Raw genomic sequence first — 22,710 nt, 5'->3', positions numbered from 1 at the left:
TGAATCGGCACGGCCATCCCGGTCGCGCTTCTGGTTTCAGGCGATGGTAGGCGGGCCCCATCGGTGAATGAAGTGATTTGTTTTAAGCTTGTCCGATGAATTTTGTTCATTGGAATCGCCCGACCATGGACTTGAACCTGTTGCATGTGTTCGAGGCGGTCTATCGCGAGCAGCACCTGACCCGGGCGGCCGATGTCCTGGCCCTGACCCCCTCCGCGGTCAGCCACGCCCTGCGCCGGCTGCGGGAGCAACTGGGCGACGCCTTGTTCGTGCGGGATGGCAAGCTGATGCGTCCGACCCCCACCTGCCAGCGGCTGGCGCCCGCCCTGCTGGACCAGTTGGCCCGGCTGCGCCAGCTGATCCAGGCCTGGGGGCAGTTTGACCCGGCCTTGACCCGACAGTGCTTTCGCATCGGCATGCCGGACCCGGTGGAACTGATGCTGCTGACGCCGCTGCACCGCCGGCTGACCCAGTTGGCACCGCTTGCAACAACAGCTAGCACTCACTTCGAAAGATCCAGTCTGGCCCGCGTCTTGGCGGCCGGGCAACTCGACCTGGCCATTGACGTGGCCTTGCCCCTGGGTGAACCGGTGCGGCACGGCCCTTTGCTGGAGGACCGCTTCTGCCTGTTGATGCGGCAGGACCAGCCTTCTTCCGAAGCCCCCTCCTTGGCGCAATACCTGCAGGCCAGGCATGTGGCTGTGTCCTCCCGCGCCACGGGCGTGGTGATGGAGGACGGCGCCCTGGCCCACCTGGGGTGGCAGCGTGAGGTGGCCGTGCGCTGCCAGAACTACACCACGGCCGTCCGCCTGGTGGCCGATTCGGATCTCTGGCTGACGGTGCCCGAACGCCTGGCCGATGAAATCGGGCAGGGCCCCGCCGTGAGACGCTGGCCCCTGCCCTTCTCGCTGCCCCCCGTGCAGCTGCATCTGTACTGGCACGCCCACCGCGAAGGGGATCCGGCCAATGACTGGCTGCGACAGCAGGTGATGGCCCTGGCCGCCTGAACGGCGCCAGGTGTGTCAGCCCAGATCGCCCAATTCGGTGGCAATCTGCAGCAGTTGCTGGGGCGTGGGCTTGTCCCAGGATTCGCCCAGGGAACCTTCGGCGTAATAGCGCACCATCTCGGGCAACACCAACGGATGGCGCCAGCCACTGGTCTGCAGACGCTTGCGGATCGAAGGGTGCAACTGCCGACGCTCCATGTCCGACAAGAGGTCCTGCACCAACTGGCCCTGCCCCTCCTCGGACATGGCCGCGATCTGCCCGATCACCTGCTCACGGCGGCGGCGGTTCCATTCCTCGGTCCAGCGCATCTGGCGCCGGGCCTGCAGCTCTCCATGCGCCTCGGCCGACGGCGCCTCTTCGGCAGGGGCCGACGGTGGTGACGTCTCCGCCTCATGCGCAGCGGTGGCCGGTGCCGACCCAGGCATCAAGGCCCGCAGGTAACGGGAGGGGTCCTTGAGTGGCGAGGGAAAGCCGGACGCCACCCGCTGGGCCAGCACCTCCAGCCCGGTTTCCACCGCCGGGCCGCCATGCGTCTGCAGCAGATCCTCGGCCTTGTCTTCCTCGACGCCCAGGGACACCGCGCGCTCCACCAGGCGAAGATCCACCGGCTCGGGTGGCTGTTTGAGCGCCAGGGGCGTCTGCTGCTTGGGCCGGATCAGGAACTGGATCTCACTGATGGACCGACCTTCCTTGTGCTCGAGCAGTTCCACTTCCAGGTCCGTGACAGCGCTCACCTCCGCGATGGCCGGTTTGAGGGTGTCACGCTTGAAAATCCGGTACTCGAGCTTGGCCGTGCGCTCCGATACGGGCTGACCGCTGAGGACCGGATGCCACCAGCGCCAGGGCTGGCGTGAGGTCCGCCCGATGTCCTTGTAACGGGTGCAGATCTCATAGAGCGCGATCCCGGCATGGGAGCGAAGCTGGCTGATGATCTCCAGCTTGAGGCGGGCGAACACCGTCGGCTCCAGCAACTCCTGCTTGAGGTTCACGGCATAAGACCACTCGACCCAGACCTGACCGCGTTCCTTGGTGAGGCGCGCATGGGCCAGCAGGCCGGAGACGTTCCAGGCCGCACCTTCCCCGGTGGTCGGCGATTGCCATTCCACCGTGGTCGACACCATCGCGCGCAGATGCTTCTTGATCAGGGCGTGGTCGTTGGAGTCGAAATCCACCCCCCGCACCACCCGCTCCAGCGGCACCCGGAAGACATCCTTCTCCAGCCCCTGGTCCTGGGCTTCATAGAGCAGGACGTTGTAGGCCTTGCGCCCCAAGGAGGTGATACGGGCCGACTTGGGCACGATGGCCAAGGTGTTGACGGGCTTGCGCAAGGGCGCCGGAGCCCGCGTCGGCGCCTTCACCGCGGCTTCCACCGGGCGCCGCCGCGAGGACGAGGCCGCAGAGGAGGTGGACAGGGAAGGGGACTCAGGCGCCAGTTCCGACATGGCGCGACTCTACCTCAGATGTGAATTCGGCTTTCACACTCCATCCGCGGGTCATTGCCGTCCACGGGCCGCCGACTCGGCGGGGGTGAAGAGGGCGCTTCACACACTTCCCGAAAACGCTCACACGGTCCTGCGCGGAGCCGCCCGAGCCGGGCAAGCACGCCCGATCGCCCGGAGAGGGTCGGCTCGCCCGAACTCGCTCCCGAAAAGTCTCCGCACTGAGGGCAACGGTCATTCTGAACTGGAGGTTTTTCAGGAGCCCGGCGGAACCCGGTCGGTTCTTTCGCCAGACAAGTGGGCTCCGGGGGAGGGCCACCCAGCCCCACCATTCACTCTCAACGGCCAGTCTCCCGTTTACTCTCACCTTCAGGCCTGCCACGCCCCCGAAAGAGACCATTGAATGCAACGGGCCACGTTCTGGATCGGCCTTTCTCGGACGATGCATGCCCCATCCGGCTCACCGAGAGCCGTCTGCAGGAGCAATTCCTGTGTTCACTCACCTCAGGTCCTGTTTTTTCGCCGTCAGTGCCCGATCCCCCTCACGCATCCCCCTGAAAAGTCTCCAAGCGCCCCCGAATCCACTCACAGAAGAGCATACAAGTCTTTGTTTTTCAAGGAGAATTTGTGTTCTAAAGGTATTAAAGAGTTTGAAGAACTCATAGTCATTCCAAAGCGACCGGGGACAGACAAAGCCGAAAGCAGATGCCCATTCATGGTTTCGAAGGGAAGTTCGCTACGAAATCCAAGGTGTTGAACGGTTCAACACCCTGTTGACGGGCTTCTTCTCTTTCCACGCAGCCCGTTCCTTGACAGAATAGCGTCCTATCAGCTTTTTCTTGTCAAGCCTTTGATGGCTTGTCGAAACGGAGACTCCCGTTGGATCGCATCGCTTTCAAGTCACCCGCCCCAATCTCCTTGGCAGACATTGCGGACCAAGCCGAACGTGCCGTTGGCATGATGGCGCAGATTCGCACGGCCATGCTGGCACCCACCGCACGGAAGACGCCACCTGTCTTCAATCTCAGCCAGTTGGCCGGGTTGTGCGGTATCGAGAAAGGCTCTCTCAGCCACCGTCTGAGCAAAGGGGATCTGCCGGCCGGCCGGCTTAACGAGGCGGGCAGCCGCCGCGAATTCAGTCTGGAGGAGGCCCGGAGCTGGATTCGCGAATATCGCAAGGAGCTGCTCCGTCCGACCGGGGCGGAGGCCGTCACGATCAGCATTGGAAACTTCAAGGGCGGCGTGAGCAAGACGACGACGGCCGTCACCTTGGCGCAGGGGCTTTCGCTGCTGGGGCATCGGGTGCTGGTGATCGACACCGACCCACAAGGTTCGCTCACCACCTTGTTTGGGATCCTGCCGGACACCGAGGTGGAGGAGGGCGACACGATTCTTCCTCTCGCCATGGGCACGGAGACTTCAATCCGATACGCGATTCGCCCTACCTATTGGAACGGCATTGATCTGGTCTCGGCCGCGCCGGTTCTCTTCGGCGCCGAGTTCGCCCTGCCTGCCCGGCAGACGCAGGAGCCCGGGTTCGAATTCTGGCGCGTGCTGGATCTGGGCATCGACGATGTGCGGGATGAATACGATGTCATCATCATCGACACGCCGCCCGCGCTGTCGTACACGACCATCAACGCCTTCATGGCGTCGAACGGCATCATCATGCCCCTGCCACCCAATGCATTGGATTTCGCTTCGGCATCCCAGTTCTGGAGCCTGTTCTCTGATCTGACGGCGGAATTGCTGACCAACCGTGGCCTGAGCAAGGAGTTTGACTTCATTCACATCCTGCTGGCGCGCGTGGATTCGACCGATGCAGCCAGCAACATCGTGCGGCAGTGGATCGGCCAGACCTACGCGGAGAAGGTGCTGCCGGTCGAGATTCCGAAGACCGCGGTGACCGGTGTGACGGCAGCCGAATTCGGCACGGTGTACGACGTGGCCAAGTACGATGGCTCCGCACGTACTTTCAAGCGTGCGCGCGATGCGTACGATTCTTTCGTGGGGCACATCGATGGCTCCATCCGTTCGGTGTGGGCCAAGCAAGTGCAGATCGCAGGGCAGGGGAGGGCAGGGGTGTTGAACGGTTCAACGGGCACCAACAAGCAGGGGGCTAAGCGATGAGCAAGAAGTTGGCGGCCAAAGCCGGGCTGATCCAAGCCTTGAATCTTCCGCCGGTCTCGGCCCATCGCGCGGGACCCGAGCCCACTGGCGAGGCGGCCCGTCCCAAAACGGCTCCGGGGTCCATGCTGCAATTCATGTCGTCCCAGAGTGCCGCCATCAAGGAGGCGGAGGATCTCAAGGAACGGTTGAGGTCCTTTGACGGGGCGAGCCCAGTTCGTCAGATCGACCCGGCGCTGATCCGGCCCTCGAAGTGGGCCAATCGGCACGACGCATCGTTCGAGACCGCGGATTTCGACGAACTGAAGGCGGAGATTGAATCTGCCGGCGGCAATGTTCAGCCAGTCCGTGTCCGTCCCTTGGCCAGTGTGTTGAACGGTTCAACAGGGCCGCAATACGAAATCGTATTTGGGCATCGCCGGCACCGCGCCTGTCTGGAGCTGGGCATTCCGGTGCGCGCGCTGGTGGAGGACGCGACGGATCAGGAGCTGTTCGAAGCGATGGAGCGGGAAAACCGCGGCCGCAAGAACCTGAGCGCCTGGGAGCAGGGCTGCATGTACCGCAAGGCCCTGGATGAAGGGCTGTATCCATCGCTGCGCAAGCTCGCGGAAGCGGTCAAGGTGGATGTCTCCTTGGTCTCGAAGAGCCTGGCCCTGGCACGTCTGCCGGAGTCGGTTGTGGCGGCCTTCCCTTCGCCACTCGACATTCAATTCCGCTGGGCGCAGCCCCTGTCTGAAGCCCTGCAGAAGGATCCCGACGGCGTGCTCTTGCGGGCAAAGCAGTTGCAGGAGTCCGATGAGCGTTTGACGGCCGTCCAGGTGTTTGACCGCCTGTGCCGCATTTCTGAGCCGGTGGTCCGGTCACTGGAGGTCTCGTCCCAGAAGTTTCTTCGGCAGGGCAAGGTGGCTGCAACGCTTCAGTCTGATGCGAAGGGCAGGGTGACCGTCAAACTGGAGCCGGGGACGGTATCCCCGGAGCGTTACCCAGAACTCGTGGCCTGGCTGGAAGGATTCGTCAAGGCATGAGGATCGTGCTGGCAGAACCCGCAGGAGGCTGCCAGCGGATGGGGAGCAGAGGAGGGGCCCGTGAGGGCCCCTTTTCTTTTGGGGTCGGCCAATCCTTCGGCCGATTCGCCTGCAGTCGTCGTGCGGGGCGGCAACAACGACGCGTTTGGTCAGGTCGTTGACTGCGGATCGTGCTGCATCGATGCTGAGGTGCCAGCGGACTGGGACCGGGCCCCGCAATACGGTTCAGGGCTTGAGCATGCACGAATGCATCCTGGACCACTCTGCCAGCCCGGACACCGTGGGGCAGGTTTCAGAGGGATGTCGGCCGAGCGGTCAGGCGCGCCTGCGCTGTGGGGCCTGTAAGACAACGAGGGGCTTGGCTGATGCCTTTGAGCGCCCCTGCTGGGGGTCTCCCTCGCTCCGCAGGTTTGGTCTCGAGGGCACTGCCTGCCCCGCAAAGAATCCGACGACCTGTTCGCCCGAGCCGCAACTTTCCTGAATGGCGGAGCTCTTGTTGGCTGTGCTGCGATCAGCCGGGCGCAGGGTCGCACGACCCCCTCTGACATCTCAGGGCGCGACGGACCGTCGCAGAACAGTGCGCGACAGCCCCGACCAATGGCCTGTTGCCTGACCCCCTCCATCTGTTCTGCTCGACCCCCGGTCCGATCAAAAAGCGTCTCGCCAGCGTGACTGGCTGCGCCATGGCGAGCGCGAAGGGTGGGTCACGCAGCATCGCCCTCCCGTTTCCAACGTGAGCCTTGGCCAGCATGGCGCGGGTGGCCGCATCCGGCATGACCTTGCGGACGACGTGCACGCTGAAGGCGTGTCTCGGTGATCGACCCCCGTGGGCTGAAGCTTGGATTTGAGATCGGCAAAAGACTCGTAAGTCTTTGATTTGAGGCGGGAAAGCCCCAGCGATGCCAAAGATGATCGTTTTGACGAAATTATTTAATACTTAGATTATTACGATAATCTCTTGCACGAACGGGGTAGGGTACGGAAAATTGAGCCATGCCCTCTTCTGTCCGCCGTTCCACGGCTTCCGGTGGGTGTCCCCGCATCGGGCAGCACCACTTCGCCCACCTGCGCGCAGTCGCCGAGGGGGTGACTGTCCAGGAATCGGCCTTTCGCTACCTGGGCATCGATCACGGCCATCAGGCGGTGACGGCCCACCGACAGGTGGTGGACCATTTGCGTTCGCTGGCACGTCGGCAAGGTCACCGGGCATGGCGCCTGATCGGCCTGACCATTCGAACCCGAACGACCGACGCCCGGCCGGACCTGGAGGACTTCATCGCCGAGCGGGACCTGGACGGCTGGACCGAGGCCGAGGTCCTCCAGCTCTATGAGGAGGCGCACCCGCCCGACCTCAAGGCCGATCGTCGCCGCCGTCTGCGTGAACGGCAGCTGGCGTTGCTGCGTCACCTGCAGGCCGTCGCGGCAGAACAACCGCGCCCGGAGGACCGGATCGACGGCTGGTTCGATCCCGTGGTGGCCGATCGTCTGTCCCGGTGCGGGCTCCTGCTCTTGATCGACCTGCAGCGGCTGATCGCGCAAGGCGGCCATTGGTGGCGGTCTCTGCCCGCGATTGGTGCGGTGAAAGCGCAACGCCTGGCCCAGCATCTGGCCACCTTGCTGCCAGACAGCAGCGCCGTCGCGCCGCCCCGCCCGTTTGAAGGCGGGGCGGTGTCCGCCCAGGTGGTTGGTGAGGGCGTCACGGTTGTGGCCCAGCGGGCCTTGTTCGACGGGCGCCCTGCGAATGCCGGCGTCCCGGGCTCAGCCGTCCTGACCGGGGCCCGCACCGATGCGGAGATCATCGAGGCCTGGGTGAGTGCCCGGGCCGGGTCATCGGCCACGGCCAAGAGCTACCGGCGGGAAGCCTTTCGTCTCCTGCTCTGGCTGACGCATGAGCGGCAGCTCGACTTCGCCCAGATGGGCGTGGAGGACTGTCTCGCCTATATGGCGTTTCTGGAACATTTGCCGGCAGAGTGGATCTCGCGTCGGCACAGCACCGTGATGGGGGAAGGCTGGGCGCCCTTCCGGGGCCCGCTGAGCACCGCCAGCCGTCACCAGGCGGTGGTGATCCTGGGCAGCTTCTTCGCGTGGATGGTGGATGTCGGCTATCTGGTGGCTCGCAATCCCTGGATGCTGGTCAATCGCCGGCTGGGGGACGACCCCGGACGATCCCTGCTGGACAGCCGAGCGTTCACACCAGAGGCCTGGCAGGCGTTGCTACGCCAATTGTGGGCAGAGCCAGCCAGTGCATCGCGCGAGCGCATGCTGTTCATCCTCGCCTTCGTGGAGGCGACCGGGTTGCGGGCCTCCGAGTTGGTCGGCGCCACCCTGGGGCAGTTGACCCGGCACCGTGGTCGCTGGGTGATGCAGGTCCATGGCAAGGGCGCCCGCAACCGGGTGATTGCGGTGCCCGGTCAGGCGCTGGAGGCGCTCTCTGCTTATCTGGAGGCGCGGGGCTTGGGGCCCCTGGTGGGCGCCGAGGTGTCTGCCGATTGGCCTCTGCTCGCCCGGCTGTCGGATCCGCGCGCTCCCATTGGGTACCAGGCGCTGTACCAGACCATGAAGCGCTGGGTCCGGCAAGCGATTGCGGGCAGCGATCTGTCCGGACCGGAGCGGGCGATCGCCCTGCGTGCCTCGCCCCACTGGCTTCGCCATACCTTTGGCACCCGCGCGCTGGAACGCAAGGCCCCGCTCGAGGTGGTTCAGCGTCAGCTGGGGCATGCCGACCCACGGACCACCATGCGGTATGCCCACGCGCAGTTGGAGCGGCTGCAGCAGGAACTGGATCAGGCGTTTGGTGCCGCCGGGGCTGGCGAGTTGCCGGGGGTCGGGCCTGCAGCCGGGCCGGGGGCTGGCACAGGCTGACCACGGCGCCGCCGCGGGTTCGTTACCATCGGGGGTATTTCATTTCCTGCTTCAGGAAGAAGGCCACCCTATGAAAACTGCCCATGACCTTGTTGTCGCTGCCAAGCAGCGCATCCAGGAAATTCCGCTGGAACAGGCGGAAGATGCCATCCAAGGTGCCGATGTGCTGCTGGATGTGCGCGAACAGGACGAGTTCTTGGCAGGGCATTTGCCCGGTGCAGTGCACATCCCGCGCGGCTTGCTGGAGTTCAAGCTCAGCGCCACACCCGCCCTGGAGCCGCGGACGCTGAAGGTGATTGTGTACTGCAAGACCGGAGGTCGGGCGGCTTTGGCTGCGGCGGCCATGCTGGACATGGGTTATCTGCAGGTTCGCTCCCTGGCCGGCGGGTTCGACGGGTGGCAGGCGGCAGGCAGGCCGGTGGCGAAACCGGAGTCCCCTGCATTCGACTGAGAATGGACCGGCTGCTCTCCCAGCAAGCCCGGGATGGGTTTCTTGGGAGGCCGGCAGACCACCTGTTAAAATGAACTAACGGCAAATCTTTACTCAAAGCCTGAAACGTGCAGTTCGCGGGAGCTCCCGGTGTCTGCCGTTAGTTCATTTATGTCCCAGCATCTGCCGCCCCCTCATCCGCCAGCCGCTTACGCATTGGCTTGGTCACTCTGGCAACGACAGGCCCGAGAGCGTGCGTTGCTGCGCCGGGAATCCTCCGAGGAGGTCTACCGGCACATCTGGCATGCATTCGCCGACTGGGCTTGTCAGCGCCAGATGTTTCCCCAGCAGCTCAATGCCGGACTGCTGCAGGACTACCTGGCTGAACGCGAACAGCATCATGGGTTGTCGCCACGCCATGCTTGGCGTGTGCTGCGCCTGCTTGACCGTGTGCTGGGGCTTTACCACCGTGATCAGGGCCTGCCAGCCCCCCTGGCCTGCCTCCAACTCCTGGAGCGGCGGCCCGACATCCGCTACGCCAACGCCAGCCGCTTCGACGAGTTGCCGCAGGAGCTCTCAATGCAGCAAGCGGCGAAGCTGGCGCGCTGGCTCGCCCGGACCGGTTCCGCCTCCGCTTGCGCGGGTCTGCCCACATGGCAGCAGGTCCGCAACCACGCCGCCCTCGCCCTGCACCTGGGTGCCGGACTCACCCCTGCCGAGGTCCGGGCCCTGCCCAGCGCCCGTCTCTTCCTCTCGGCAGCACCGTCGGAGGTCTCGACAGTGCACCTCGTGGGCACCGAGCCCCCAACCCGTGTGCCCATCCCTCTGCCCCGCTGGGCCGTGCCGGTGCTGCGGCGATGGCAAGGGCTGCGGGCGGAGTTGGCCATCCCCGGGCCTCAGTTCCTGCCGTCGACCAAGGGCAGCGGCAAACCCTGGGGCAAGGTCGCCCACCATGTCGCGGTCAAGACAACCCTGGCCGAGGCGGGCCTTGCTGCCGAGGACATCAGTGCCTACAGCTTGCGCCATGCTTTTGCCTTGCATGCGCTGCATCGGCGCGTCCCGCCTGACCAGGTTGCCCGCTGGCTGGGCGTGACCGAACCGGATGTGATGGAACGCTATCGGCGTCGCCTCGCAGCGCTCGAAGAACAAGCTGCATGGGAACAAGAAACATCATAGAATCAAAGGCTTGACCACCTCGCAACGCATTTTTCGTCGCCCGGATCAATGGCCCCTTGCGTCATCGGCTCACCCCGGTGGCGCGTCAGCGTGGCCGTTCACCGGTCAGGATGGGGTGGTCCGTGGCGACGGTGGTGGTCAAACGCCGTCCACGCTGGCCGCCTTCGGGCGACAGCCCGCTTCCCTGTGCATCCCGGGAAGCCCGCTCCAGGTGCATCGCAACCGTGCGTTGCCCGTGCAGTGCGGCTACAAGACCGTGAGGATGCCCACGCCCTGACAGGGGCAGCTCAATCTCAGAACGGAGGGCCGTCATGGCCAAGGAAGAACTCATTGAAATGCGCGGCATCGTCAACGAAGTGCTGCCCGACTCGCGTTTTCGTGTGACCCTGGAGAATGGTCACGAGCTGGTCGCCTACACCGCCGGCAAGATGAAGAAGAACCACATCCGCATCCTGGCGGGTGACGCCGTCTCGCTGGAGCTCTCCCCCTACGATCTGGGCAAGGGGCGCATCACGTTCCGCCACCTGGACCGCAGTGCCCACCCCACCGGCTCCGCGCCTCGCCGGCGTCCCTGAGAACCGGTCCACCGTCATCAACCGCGCTGTGCGGTTCCGATTGCGGAACAATTTCCCTTTCTTGGCTCGCGAGGCCATGCTAGCCTGCCATATACGGCAGCTCAAGCAATGACGATGTGAACCAGTGGCTGTCTCCTGCATGAGTCAGTCGCTGTTGTGTCCCATCTGCCGCCGCCTTCCGCCCTCCCCACCGACCTGCCGGAAGCCAAGGTACCGGCGTCCACGCCGCCTGCCCGCGAACGGGCTGTTCACTGGCGCTTGATCGCTGCCGCGCTGCTCTGGCTGGCCCTGACGGGCCTGCTCGCTGTGGGCGCCTACCGGCAGGAGCGCGAACAGTTCGCCGACCGGATGGGTTACGCGGCCGCACTGCAAAGCCATGCGCTGACATCCTGGCTGACCGAACGACAGGCCGCGCTCCGCTCGATCGGGAGCAGCACCCATCTGGCGGAGCTCTATCGCCGCTTCCGTGCCGGGGAAAGCCGGGCCGGTGTTGAGCTGCTGTCCCAGATCGAGGGTTTGCTGCGCGCCGGCCCCGACACCTACATCGGGCTCGTGGATGGACAGGGCCAGCAACTCCTGGGACAGATACCGACGGCGGCCCTGGCCACGTCGGAGTTTCGCGCGGCGCTGACGGCGGCCACGCTCAGCCCCCAGCCCCAGACCGCCACCCCGACCGCCGATGGCCAGGGGTTGGACCTGCTGATCGCCTTGCAGGACAGTTCCGCCCCCGCCGCCTATGTGGCTCTGCACCTGTCGCCGGCCCGGCTGCTGGCTTCGCTGCTGGCCGAGCACCAGGCCTACATCGCCCCCGTCCACTACCGGTTCTGGTGGCACGAGGCCGGCACCTGGCATGTCATGACCCCCGGAGACCGGCAGGTATCCGAACTGGGCGTGGCCGCCCAAGGTCCTCGGCAAGGGCTGACCCAGGCGGGCAGCGGCAGCCACATCGATCCCGAGCATGTCCGCGCCGCCCACCCGGTGCTGGCCGCTGACTGGTGGATCAGTGCCGAGCCGGGCCCCGACGAGCTCTGGCAGGCCTTCCGTGGCGACCTGCTGCGCATCGTCGCCGGGGCGGTGCTGCTGGCTGGCTGCCTTTTGCTCTTCTGGCGCATCCACCAGCAGCGCCAGCGCCTGCAGCGCATTGAACACGAGCGCACCGGGCGCGAACAGCAGAACAGCGAGCTGGCCCTTTATGCGGCCATCGCCCAGGGCGCGGCAGACGCCATCTTCGCCAAGGGGCTGGACGGCCGCTACTTCCTGTGGCGCAGCCGCCCCAACGGTCACGCCCGCTTCCAGGCCGATGACGCCATCGGCCGTACCGATGCCGAGCTGCTGCCGCCAGAGCGCGCAGCCCTCATCCAGGCCGAGGACCAGGAGGTGCTGGGCCGGCGCGAGCCGCTGCATGTGCGGCACCAAACCCCGGATGGCCGCGCCCTGCTCATCACCAAGGGGCCGCTGTTCGACGCCCAGGGCACGCTGATCGGCGTCTTCGGGGTCACGCGGGATGTGACCGAATCGCACCAGCTGGAACTGCAGGCACAGGAAAGCGCCCGCCTGCGCGAGGCCCTGCTGGACAACGCCCACGATGGCATCGTGACCCTGGACCACAACGGCGCGGTGGTGCTGGCCAACCAGAGCTTCTGCGAACTGCTCGACCGACCGCCCGCCGAAGTCACCGGCCTGCACCTCTGGGACTGGGATGTGCAATGGGACGAACCGACCCTGCTGGCCAAGCTGCGCGCCCCCGTCGCCGGGGTGCGTCGCTTCGAAACCCGCTTCCGGCAACGCAGCGGCGCCCTCATCGACGTTGAGATCAGCTCCAACCACCTGAATGTCACCGGCCGGGCCCTGGTCCTCTGCACCTGCCGCGACATCACCGAACGCAAGCGCATCGCGCTGGAACTGGAGCGCCACCGTAGCCAGCTCGAGCAGCTGGTGACCGAACGCACCGAAGCCCTTGAACAAACCCTGGCTCAGCTGCGCCGCGCCAGCCAGTTCAGCCAGGATCTGGCCGACCGCATGCCCGGCGCCATGAGCTACTGGGACAAGCACCTGGTCTGCCGCTTTGCGAACCAGGCCTACGCCAGCTGGTTCGACACCACGCCAGACGCCCTGATCGATCACGCGATCGAGGACACCGCCGTCCACGACACCCACCGGATCCTGCTCCAGCAGGCGCAGGCCGCGTTGCAGGACGGACAGGCCCAGCAGTTCGAGTTCGAATCCAGCCGCAGCCAGCCACCGCGCACCTTCTGGTGCAGCTACCAGCCCGATGTCCAGGATGGCGACATCCGCGGCATCTTCGTCGGCTTTCACGACATCACGGCCCTCAAGCAGTCCGAACAGACGCTGCAACGCCTCAACCAGGAGCTCACGCAGGCCCGGGACCATGCCGAGGCGGCGAGCCGGGCCAAGAGCGCCTTCCTGGCCAACATGAGCCATGAGATCCGCACGCCGATGAATGCCATCCTTGGCATGACGCATCTGATGCAGCGCGACACCCAGGTCCCGGACCAACTCAGCCGGCTGACCAAGATCGAGGACGCGGCCCAGCATCTGCTCGGGGTCATCAGCGACATCCTGGATCTGTCCAAGATCGAGGCCGGCAAGATGTCGCTGGACATCACCGACTTCTCGCTCGACGCGCTGCTGGCCCGCATGGTCTCAATGGTGGCCGAGAAGGTCCGGGCCAAGGGCATCGAACTGGTGATCGACACGGACCACACGCCCGCCCGCCTGCGCGGCGACGCCACGCGCATCTCGCAGGCCGTGCTCAACCTGCTGAACAACGCTGCCAAGTTCACCGAACACGGCAACATCACGCTGCGTTGCGAACGCCTGGCAGCCACCGCAGAGGACCTGCTGGTGCGCTTCGAGGTGCGCGACACCGGCATCGGCATCGCAGCCGATCAGCTGCCGCAACTGTTCCAGGCCTTCGAGCAGGCTGACAACTCCCACACGCGACGCCACGGTGGCACGGGCCTGGGCCTGGCCATCACCCGCCGTCTGGCCGAACTGATGGGCGGACAGGCCGGTGTCGACAGCACCCTGGGCCAGGGCAGCCGGTTCTGGTTCACCGCCCGCCTGCAGGTGCCCGCCACCCCGGGTGAGCGCGCGCAGGCGGCCCTGCTGACCGGCCGGCGAGTGCTGCTGGCCGATGACCTGCCCGAAGCCCGACAGGCCCAAGGCGACATGCTGCGCCAGATGGGCCTGGAGGTGCACGAGGCCGAGGACGGGGTCGATGCCGTGGCCCGCTGGCACCTGGCCCTGAGCGACGGCCAACCCTTCGACTTCCTGGTGCTGGACGGCAGGATGCCGGGCGCAGGTGGCGTGGAGGCCCTGCAGCGCATGCGCCGCATCGCCGCGGAGGCGGTGCCTCCGGCCATCATGGTCACGGCCAGCGACGATTCCGGGCTCTGGACGGATGCCCGGGCCGCCGGCTTTGCCGCGGTGCTGCTCAAGCCGGTGACCGCCTCCACCCTGCTGGACCAGCTCGCCCGCCTGGCCTCGGACAACGGCGTCACCCTGCCGCCGCCCAGCACGCTGGGGCCACAGGCCACCGAACGCCATCTGCGCGAACGCCACCACGGCGCCCGCATCCTGCTGGTCGAGGACAACCCGGTGAACCGCGAGGTGGCCACCGAACTGATGCGTCTGGTCGGGCTGGGGGTGACCCCGGCGACCAACGGGCTGGAGGCCGTGCACCTAGCCGCGCTCCAGCCCTACGACCTGGTGCTGATGGACATGCAGATGCCGGAGATGGATGGGCTGCAGGCCACCCGTCGCATCCGGGCCCTGCCGGGCTGGAGCCGTTCACCCATCATCGCGATGACCGCCAGCGCCTTTGCGGAGGACCGCGCCGCCTGCCTGGCCGCGGGCATGAACGATCACCTCGTCAAACCCGTCGAACCGCAGCAGCTCTACTTCACCCTGCTGCGTTGGCTGGACGGCCACGCCCCCGGGACTCAGCCCGCGTCCTCCCAGGCATAGCCCACCCCGTAGACGGATCGGATCGGCTCCCAGTCGCCGGCCACGCCTTCGAGCTTGCGACGCAGGTTGCGGACATGGCTGTCCACCGCCCGGTCGGTCACGGCCCGGCCGTCCTCGTGCAGCACATCCAGCAACTGGTCGCGTGAAAACACCCGGCCAGGGGTCTGGGTCAGATGCCGCAGCAGCCGGAACTCGGCCGGGGTCAGATCCAGCGCCTGGCCCGCCACCAAGGCCTGCATGCGGGTCTCGTCCAGCTGCAAGCGCCCGCCCTCCGCTGGCGCCGTGGCGGCGGGGTCTCCCCCTGCGCGATCCCATTGCCGGCGCCGCAACTGGGCCTGCACCCGTGCCACCACCTCCCGGGGACGGAACGGCTTGCAGATGTAGTCGTCCGCGCCTGCCTCCAGCCCCATCAGCCGTTCCACCTCCTCCACCCGGGCTGTGACCATGATCACCGGCAGGTGGCTGAAGCCGCGCAGTTCCTGGCAGATGCTCAGGCCGTCGCGGCCGGGCAGCATCAGATCCAGCAGCAGCAGGTCCGGGGCCTGTGCCTGGATCGCTGGCAGCACGGCGCGACCATCGTCCACCACCACCGTCGACAAAGAAGCCGCCTGCAGATAGTCCACCAGCAACTGGGCCAGCTTGGGCTCGTCCTCGGCGATCATCACCTGCGGGAAGTCCCGTGCGGAAAGTTCATTCATCGGCAGACTCCTTGCGCGGCCCGCGCCCCGCCAGCCGCGGCCAGTGGATCCGGATGCAGACGCCGCCCAAGGGCGAGGGCAGGGCCTCGATGCGCCCCCGGTGCGCCTGCACGATGTTGCGACAGATGGACAGGCCCAGACCCGCGCCGCCGGTGTCCCGGCTGCGGGAGCCCTCGACCCGGAACAGGCGCTCGAACAGCCGCGGCAGCAAGGCCTCCGGCACGCCAGGCGCGCTGTCCTCCACGTCCAGCACCAGCTCACGCCCGCGGTCCGCCAGGGTCAGACGCACCCGCCCCGGGGCATCGGTGTAGCGCAGGCTGTTGCCCAGCAGGTTGTCCAGCAACTGCTGCAACCGCCCTTCATCGCCCAGCACCCTGCCAGGCTCCCTGTCGGGCAGCACCAGCTGCAGGTCCAGCCCGCGCTGGGCGAAGCGCCAGCGGTGATCGGCCACCCGGCGCGCCAGCAGCTCGGCCAGTGCCACCGGCGCCATGCGGTAGCTCAGGGCGCCCACGTCCGACAGCGCCAGTTCGTTGAGGTCCTTCACCAACTCGCCCAGGCGCTCGGCTTCGCTGCGCAAAGATTCAAGCGCCGCTGTCGACACCGGCCGGATGCCATCGACCAGCGCGTCGATCTCGCCGGTCAACACCGCCAGCGGGGTGCGCAGCTCGTGCGAGACATCGGCCAGGAAGTCGCGCCGCAGCGCTTCGTGGCGGGCCAGGGAATGGGCCAGCAGGTTGAAGTCGCGGGCCAGCTGGCCCACCTCGTCGTCGCTGAGCACCTCCACCTGCGTGTCGTAGGCGCCGGCCGCCAGCTTGTGGGTGGCGGCCGCCACACGGCGCACCGGTGCCAGCAGGCGGCTCGACACCCACCAGGCGATCAATGCCGCCAGCAGGCCTGCGACGGCGGCGATGGCCAGGCTGGCCTGCGCCTGGCCGTGGCCGAAGCGCTCCGCCCCGCCTTCCGCCACACTCTGAAAGGGCGCCAGCACCAGCCAGCCCACGGTCACGCCGCCGACCTGGATCGGGTTGCGCAGCATGCCCGGCACCTGGTTGCGAAAGCCCGCCACCCACTGCCCCTGGCTGTCCAGCAGCCCCAGGCGCAGGCTGGCCCCGGTCAGGTCGGAGGTGGGCGGCGCCTGGCGCACCGGGTCCACGTCCGCCGGCAGTTCCTCGCCCGGCACCGGCCGCAGCAGATGGAACCAGTGGCGCGGCTCCTCCCGCAGGAAGTCCCAGTTGCCATGCTCGGCATAGGCGCGTTCCAGCCGGGGGCCCACATAGGTCATGCGCCCGGCCGCCACGTCGTTCAGGTAGCCGAGAAACTCGCGGTTGAAGTTCCAGCGCGTGGCCGCGCCCACCAGCAGGGACACGGCCAGCCCGGTTCCGAACACCGCCAGGAAGATGCGCCAGGACAGCCGCGTGCGCGACAGCGGTTTCAGCCAGGACCACAGGAATGCCATGTGCCGATTGGGCCGCAGGCCGGCGGACTCGGCAAGCGCTGCCCGCCCCTGCGCAGGGTTCCTCGTTTTTTCTGCACATTCGCCGCGCAGCATCCCGGCCATCGTCATCCCAGTGGTTTGCTGCCGTGATCCTTCCCCTTCCCCAACGCACCCCGTGGGCCTTGCTGGCGGCCAGCCTGAGCATTGGCCTGAGCGCCTGCTCCGCCCAGAACCAGGAGACCCCACAGACGGCCGCCACCGAGGTGGGCGTGTTCACCGTCTCAACCCAGTCCCTGCCGCTCACCACCGAACTGCCGGGCCGCACCGTGGCCATGCAGTCGGCCGAGATCCGGCCGCAGGTGAGTGGCATCGTCCAGAAGCGCCTGTTCACCGAAGGCAGCCAGGTCCGGGCCGGCCAGGCGCTGTACCAACTGGATGCCTCGTCCTATCAGGCCACCGTCCGCAGTGCCGAGGCCAGCGTGGCCAAGGCCACCGCGACGCTGGCCGCCGCCCGGCTGACCGCGCAGCGCCAGCAGGCCCTGTTGGCCGCCGACGCCAGCAGCAAGCAGACGGTGGAAGACGCCCAGGCGGCGCTGAAGGAAGATGAAGCCGCGCTGCTGTCGGCCCAGGCCACGCTGGCCAGCGCCCGCATCGACCTGGCCCGCACCCGCATCACCTCACCCATCAGCGGCCGGGTCGACACCTCCAGCGTGACCGAAGGCGCGCTGGTGACCGCCAGCCAGACGACGGCCCTGACCACGGTGCAGACGCTCGATCCGATCAACGTGGACATTCCGCAGAGCAGTGTCGATCTGCTGAAACTGCGCCAGCAACTGGCCCAGGGTGGCTTGAAGGATGGCGGCACCCGCATCCGGCTGGTGCTGGAAGATGGCAGCACCTACGCCCAAGAAGGCACGCTGAAGGTCAATGGCGTGGCGGTCAACACCAGCACCGGCGCGGTCACGCTGCGCGCCACCGTGCCCAACCCGGACCATGTGCTGCTGCCCGGCATGTATGTGCGCGCCGTACTGAACCAGGCGGTGGACCCGGCCGCCATCCTCGTGCCCCAGGCCGGCGTGCAACGCAACGCCCGTGGCGAAGCCAGCGCCCTGCTGGTGGGCCAGGACGGCAAGGTGGTGCAGCGCGCCGTCACGGTCGCCCAGGCCATCGGCAACCAGTGGCGCGTCACCCAGGGCCTGCAGGCGGGGGACCGCGTGATCGTCGAAGGCGTGGCCAAGGTGCGCCCCGGCCAGGTGGTGCATGCGGTGGCCGCCGCGCTGGGGGCCTCTGCGCCGGCGGCGGCCTCGGCCGCCAGCCGCTGAGCGAGGCCCCGCACCATGGCCAAGTTCTTCATCGACCGCCCCATCTTCGCGTGGGTCATCGCCATCCTGATCATGCTGGCCGGCGCGCTGTCCATCCTGGACCTGCCGCTGGAACAGTATCCCGACATCGCGCCGGTGCGCGTCTCGGTCAACGCCACCTACACCGGCGCCAATGCGCAAACCGTGGAGGACTCGGTCACCCAGGTCATTGAGCAGAACATGAAGGGGCTGGACGGCTTGCAGAGCATGTCCTCCAGCTCCAGTTCCACCGGCAGCGCCAGCGTCACGCTGAGCTTCATCGCGGGCACCAACCCCGACGTGGCCCAGATGCAGGTGCAGAACAAGGTGCAGCAAGCCCTGACCCGGCTGCCGCAGGTGGTGCAGAACCAGGGCGTGACGGTGACCAAGTCGGGCACCGACTTTCTGCTGATCGCCAACTTCGTCTCGGACGATCCGGGCGTCACCGCCACCGACCTGGGGGACTACATCTCCACCAGCCTGGTGGACACGCTCAGCCGCATCGACGGCGTGGGCGACGTGACCACCCTGGGGTCGGGCTACGCCATGCGCGTCTGGCTGGACCCGGCCAAGATGCAGAAGTACGCGCTGATGCCCTCGGACATCACCAACGCGCTGGAGGCCCAGAACACCCAGGTGTCCGCCGGTCAGCTGGGCGCCCTGCCGGCCGCGGCCGGTCAGCAGATCAACGCCGTGGTGTCCGCCCGCAGCAAGCTGCGCACGATCGAGCAGTTCCAGAACGTGGTCGTCAAATCGGCCAGCGATGGCGCGCTGGTGCACCTGGGCGATGTGGCCCGGATCGAGCTGGGCAGCGAAAGCTACACCTTCCAGACCCGCTACAACGGCCGCCCGGCCGCCGGCGTGGGCATCAAGCTGGCCTCGGGCGCCAATGCGCTGGGGGTGGCCCAGGCCGTCAAGGCCAAGCTGGAACTGCTGGCCCCGTACTTCCCCAACCAGATCCACTACGAGATCGGCTACGACACCACGCCCTTCGTGACCATTTCGGTCGAGGAAGTGGTCAAGACGCTGGTCGAGGCCATGGTGCTGGTGGTGGTCGTGATGGTGCTGTTCATGCAGAACCTGCGGGCCACGCTGATCCCGGCCATTGCGGTGCCGGTGGTGCTACTGGGCACCTTCGGCGTGCTGGCCGCCTTCGGCTATTCGATCAACACGTTGACCTTGTTCGGCATGGTGCTGGCCATCGGCCTGCTGGTGGACGACGCCATCGTCGTGGTCGAGAACGTCGAACGTCTGATGAGCGAGGAAGGGCTGGCCCCGCGCGAGGCCACCCGCCAGAGCATGGGCGAGATCACCAGCGCGCTGGTCGGCATCTCGCTGGTGCTGTCCGCGGTGTTCATTCCCATGGCCTTCTTCGGCGGCTCCACCGGCGTGATCTACCGCCAGTTCTCGATCACCATCGTGTCGTCCATGGCCTTGAGCGTACTGATGGCACTGACGCTGACACCGGCCCTCTGCGCCTCGCTGCTGCGGCCGCACGCCAAGGGGCAGGATGGCGAACCGCATGCCCCCCATGGGCCGGCCGGCCGCTTCTTCGCGGCCTTCAACCGAGGCTTTCTGAGCCTGAGCAACCGCTACCAGAGCTTCATGCGCCGCACGCTGGGACGCACCGGCCGGATGATGGCCGTGTACGCCGTGCTGGTGGCCGCGCTGGGGGTGAGCTTCGTGCGCCTGCCGACCTCCTTCCTGCCGGACGAGGACCAGGGTTTGTTGATGGCCATGGTGCAGCTGCCGGCCTCGGCTTCGGCTGAGCGCACCCGAACCGCGCTGGCCCAGGTGGAGGACTACCTCAAGACCCAGCCGGAGGTGAAAAGCTCGATCTCGCTGGTCGGCATGGGGGGAGACCAGGCTTCGGGCAACCTGTACGTGCGGCTCAAGGACTGGTCGGTGCGCCAGGGCGAGGGCCAGGACGCCAGCGCCCTGGCCGCGCGCTTCACGCGGGACCTGTCCGGCATCCGGGATGCGCGCGTGTTCTTCATGCTGCCACCGGCCGTGCGCGGCCTGGGCGGCAGCGCGGGCTTCACGGTGGAGCTGGAAGACCTGGCCGGGCTGGGCCATGACGCCATGTTGGCGGCCCGCGACCGGCTCGTCGCCGAAGCCCGCAAAAGCCCCCTGCTGACCCAGGTGCGCCCCAGCGGCCTGGACGATGCCGCGCAGCTGCAGATCACCGTCGACGACAGCAAGACCGCGGCCCTGGGCCTCTCCACCGATGACGTGAACAACACGCTGTCGATTGCACTGGGGGGCGCCTACGTCAACGACTTCATCAACAAGTCGCGGGTCAAGAAGGTCTACATGCAGGGGGATGCGCCCTACCGCATGCAGCCGCAGGACCTGAACCACTGGTACGTGCGCAACAGCAGCGGCGGCATGGTGCCGTTCAGCGCCTTTGCCACCGCCGCCTGGAGCAGCGGCCCGGCCAAACTCGAGCGCTACAGCGGCATGTCCTCGTTCGAGATCGTTGGCTCGCCCGCCGCCGGCGTCAGCACCGGCACCGCCATGGCCGAGATCGAGCGCATCGCCGCCACCCTGCCCAAAGGCATCACCTACGAATGGGCGGGCCAGAGTTACCAGGAGCGCCTGTCGGGCTCGCAGGCGCCGGCGCTGTATGCCCTGTCCATCCTGTTCGTGTTCCTGTGCCTGGCCGCGCTGTATGAAAGCTGGTCGGTGCCGTTCTCGGTGATGCTGGTGGTGCCACTGGGGGTCATCGGTGCGGTGCTGGCCACCTGGCTGGCGGGGCTGCACAACGACGTCTACTTCCAGATCGGCCTGCTCACCACCGTCGGTCTGTCGGCCAAGAACGCCATCCTGATCGTGGAGTTCGCCCAGAAGCTGCACGACGAGGGCATGGACCTGCTGGAAGCGACCCTGCAGGCGATCAAGCTGCGGCTGCGCCCGATCGTGATGACCTCGCTGGCCTTCGGCTTGGGCGTGCTGCCGCTGGCCATCGCCACCGGCGCGGCCTCCGGCAGCCGGCGGGCCATCGGCACCGGCGTGCTGGGGGGCATGGTCACCGCCACGGTGCTGGGGCTGATCTTCATCCCGGTCTTCTACATGGTGGTGCGCGGCTTCTTCAAGAACCGCCCCCGCGCCACCCCTCCCTCCACTTCCTCGCAGGAGAAGGCGGCATGACACGCGCCATCCTCAATCTCTCGACCCTCGGGCTGGCGGTGAGCCTGGCCGGGCTGACCGGCTGTGTCAGCACCCAGCCCAGCGGCCCCGGTGCCCCGCAATGGCAGGCCCCGGTGCCCGCCACGCTGGGTGCCAGCGCCGTGACGGGCGACCGTCCCCAGCCAACGGCCGCCGAGCCCATGCCGGACTGGCAAACGGTGATCCTCGACCCGCACCTGCGCCAGATGATCGGCCTGGCGCTGGATCAGAACCGCGACCTGCGGGTGGCGCTGCGTAACATCGACGCCGCCCGCGCCGCCGTCACCAGCGCCACCGCGGATCGCCTGCCCACGCTGAACGCCTCGGCCGGCACCACCACCAGCAAGAGCGCCAATGACCTCAGCAGCAACGGCCACGGCGGCGTGAGCCGCCAGCACAGCGCCAGCCTGGGCATCTCCGCCTGGGAGATCGACCTGTGGGGCAGGCTGGCCCGGTTGGACGAGGCCGCCCAGGCCAAGCTGCTGGCCAGCGAGGCCACCGCCCGCAGCGTGCGCGCCACCCTGGTGGCCGAGGTGGCCGGCACCTGGCTGACCCTGGCGGCCGACCAGCAATCGCTGGCCTTCTACGAAGAGACCCTGGCCAGCCAGCAGCGCACCCTGAAGCTGAGCCTGCAGCAGAAGGACCTCGGAGCCATCTCGGCGCTCGATCTGGCCGCCGTCCAGGCGGCCACGCAGACGGCGCGGCTGAGCACCGCCACCGCCCGCACCCAGGTGGCGCAGGACCTGAACGCGCTGCGCCTGCTGCTGGGCACCGAGCCGCCCGCGGAATGGTTGCCCGCTGGCGGTCGCAGCGCCCTGGACCAGAGCGCCGAGGCCACCGCCCTGGTGAACGTGCCGGCCGACCTGCCGTCCAGTGTGCTGCTGCGGCGCCCGGATGTGATGGCGGCCGAATTCACGCTGCAGGCCAACGATGCCAACGTGGCCGCCGCGCGGGCCGCGCTGTTCCCGACCCTGTCGCTGACCGCGGCCGCCGGCACCGCCAGCACGGCGCTCAGCGGTCTGTTCGCCAGTGGCAACAGCACCTGGAGCGTTGCCCCGGGGCTGAGCCTGCCCGTCCTTGACTGGGGCGGCAAGCAGGCGGCCGTCGATTCGGCACGGGCCAACCAGCAGGCCCAGCTGGCCACCTATGAAAAGACGGTGCAGACGGCCTTCCAGGAGGTGGCGGACGCACTGGCCGTGCGCGCCCAGCTCGACGAACGGCTGGACGCCCAAAGCCAGCAGGTGCAGGCCTATGCCCAGGCCCTGGCGCTGACCGAGACCCGCCAGAAGCTGGGCGCCGAGAGCGCCCTCACGGTGCTGGAGGCGCAGCGCAGCTACTGGAGCGCGCAGCAAAGCCTGATCAGCCTGAAGCTGGCCGAGCAGACCAACCGCCTGACCCTGTTCAAGGCCCTGGGCGGCAGCTGAGGCCGGCGGCCCC

At 67.3% G+C, this 22,710-nt stretch carries 14 protein-coding genes; 11 read left to right on the top strand and 3 right to left on the bottom strand.

All coding sequences use genetic code 11. The features are described from left to right. Nucleotides 1–125 precede the first annotated feature (125 nt). On the top strand, nucleotides 126–1,007 hold the full coding sequence (locus KGA65_RS04525) for a LysR family transcriptional regulator (protein ID WP_225861946.1): 882 nt from the start codon (nucleotides 126–128) through the stop codon (nucleotides 1,005–1,007). Between the two features lie 15 nt (nucleotides 1,008–1,022). Here KGA65_RS04525 and KGA65_RS04520 read toward each other — a convergent pair whose 3' ends face one another. Next, nucleotides 1,023–2,450: a replication initiation protein gene (locus KGA65_RS04520; RefSeq protein ID WP_225861945.1), complete on the bottom strand. Its 1,428-nt coding sequence runs from the start codon at nucleotides 2,448–2,450 to the stop codon at nucleotides 1,023–1,025. Between the two features lie 876 nt (nucleotides 2,451–3,326). Here KGA65_RS04520 and KGA65_RS04515 point away from each other — a divergent pair. The 7 genes from KGA65_RS04515 (at nucleotide 3,327) to KGA65_RS04485 (ending at nucleotide 14,632) form a co-directional block, all read left to right on the top strand. Then, nucleotides 3,327–4,577 carry an AAA family ATPase gene (locus KGA65_RS04515; protein WP_225861944.1) on the top strand — a complete coding sequence of 417 codons (1,251 nt, stop codon included), beginning with the start codon at nucleotides 3,327–3,329 and terminating at the stop codon, nucleotides 4,575–4,577. Continuing rightward, nucleotides 4,574–5,599: a ParB/RepB/Spo0J family partition protein gene (locus tag KGA65_RS04510; protein WP_225861943.1), complete on the top strand. Its 1,026-nt coding sequence runs from the start codon at nucleotides 4,574–4,576 to the stop codon at nucleotides 5,597–5,599. Before KGA65_RS04515 ends, KGA65_RS04510 begins: the two co-directional genes overlap by 4 nt. Before the next feature lie 993 nt (nucleotides 5,600–6,592). Beyond that, nucleotides 6,593–8,461, top strand: coding sequence for a site-specific integrase (locus tag KGA65_RS04505; protein WP_225861942.1), 1,869 nt, complete (start codon nucleotides 6,593–6,595; stop codon nucleotides 8,459–8,461). A gap of 70 nt (nucleotides 8,462–8,531) precedes the next feature. Then, nucleotides 8,532–8,912, top strand: coding sequence for a rhodanese-like domain-containing protein (locus KGA65_RS04500; RefSeq protein WP_225861941.1), 381 nt, complete (start codon nucleotides 8,532–8,534; stop codon nucleotides 8,910–8,912). Between the two features lie 237 nt (nucleotides 8,913–9,149). Further along, the gene (locus KGA65_RS04495; protein ID WP_225861940.1) at nucleotides 9,150–10,067 is read left to right on the top strand and encodes a tyrosine-type recombinase/integrase; all 918 of its coding nucleotides are present in this window, start codon (nucleotides 9,150–9,152) and stop codon (nucleotides 10,065–10,067) included. 311 nt (nucleotides 10,068–10,378) lie between these two features. Continuing rightward, nucleotides 10,379–10,642 carry a translation initiation factor IF-1 gene (infA, locus tag KGA65_RS04490; RefSeq protein ID WP_225861939.1) on the top strand — a complete coding sequence of 88 codons (264 nt, stop codon included), beginning with the start codon at nucleotides 10,379–10,381 and terminating at the stop codon, nucleotides 10,640–10,642. Between the two features lie 258 nt (nucleotides 10,643–10,900). Then, nucleotides 10,901–14,632: a response regulator gene (locus KGA65_RS04485; protein WP_310740938.1), complete on the top strand. Its 3,732-nt coding sequence runs from the start codon at nucleotides 10,901–10,903 to the stop codon at nucleotides 14,630–14,632. On the opposite strand, the gene KGA65_RS04475 is transcribed toward KGA65_RS04485, so the two are convergent. Together KGA65_RS04475 and KGA65_RS04470 are read right to left on the bottom strand one after the other, a co-directional pair. Beyond that, on the bottom strand, nucleotides 14,608–15,330 hold the full coding sequence (locus KGA65_RS04475; RefSeq protein WP_225861938.1) for a response regulator: 723 nt from the start codon (nucleotides 15,328–15,330) through the stop codon (nucleotides 14,608–14,610). The genes KGA65_RS04485 and KGA65_RS04475 overlap by 25 nt on opposite strands. Further along, a complete protein-coding gene (locus KGA65_RS04470; protein ID WP_225861937.1) occupies nucleotides 15,323–16,786 on the bottom strand; it encodes an ATP-binding protein in 1,464 nt (487 codons plus the stop codon). The genes KGA65_RS04475 and KGA65_RS04470 overlap by 8 nt, the downstream gene beginning before the upstream one ends. 125 nt (nucleotides 16,787–16,911) lie before the next feature. On the opposite strand from KGA65_RS04470, the gene KGA65_RS04465 reads away from it, so the two are divergent. From KGA65_RS04465 to KGA65_RS04455, 3 genes are read left to right on the top strand one after another with little or no spacing between them, the layout of a single operon-like run. Beyond that, entirely contained in the window at nucleotides 16,912–18,087 is a 1,176-nt protein-coding gene (locus KGA65_RS04465; protein WP_225861936.1) for an efflux RND transporter periplasmic adaptor subunit, read from the top strand. 15 nt (nucleotides 18,088–18,102) lie between these two features. Next, entirely contained in the window at nucleotides 18,103–21,255 is a 3,153-nt protein-coding gene (locus KGA65_RS04460; protein ID WP_225861935.1) for an efflux RND transporter permease subunit, read from the top strand. Further along, on the top strand, nucleotides 21,252–22,697 hold the full coding sequence (locus tag KGA65_RS04455) for an efflux transporter outer membrane subunit (protein WP_225861934.1): 1,446 nt from the start codon (nucleotides 21,252–21,254) through the stop codon (nucleotides 22,695–22,697). The genes KGA65_RS04460 and KGA65_RS04455 overlap by 4 nt, the downstream gene beginning before the upstream one ends. Nucleotides 22,698–22,710 lie beyond the last annotated feature (13 nt).

This window comes from Ideonella benzenivorans (assembly GCF_020387415.1).
Taxonomy (GTDB): domain Bacteria; phylum Pseudomonadota; class Gammaproteobacteria; order Burkholderiales; family Burkholderiaceae_C; genus Ideonella; species Ideonella benzenivorans.
This window is presented reverse-complemented; position numbering and strand designations above follow the sequence as displayed.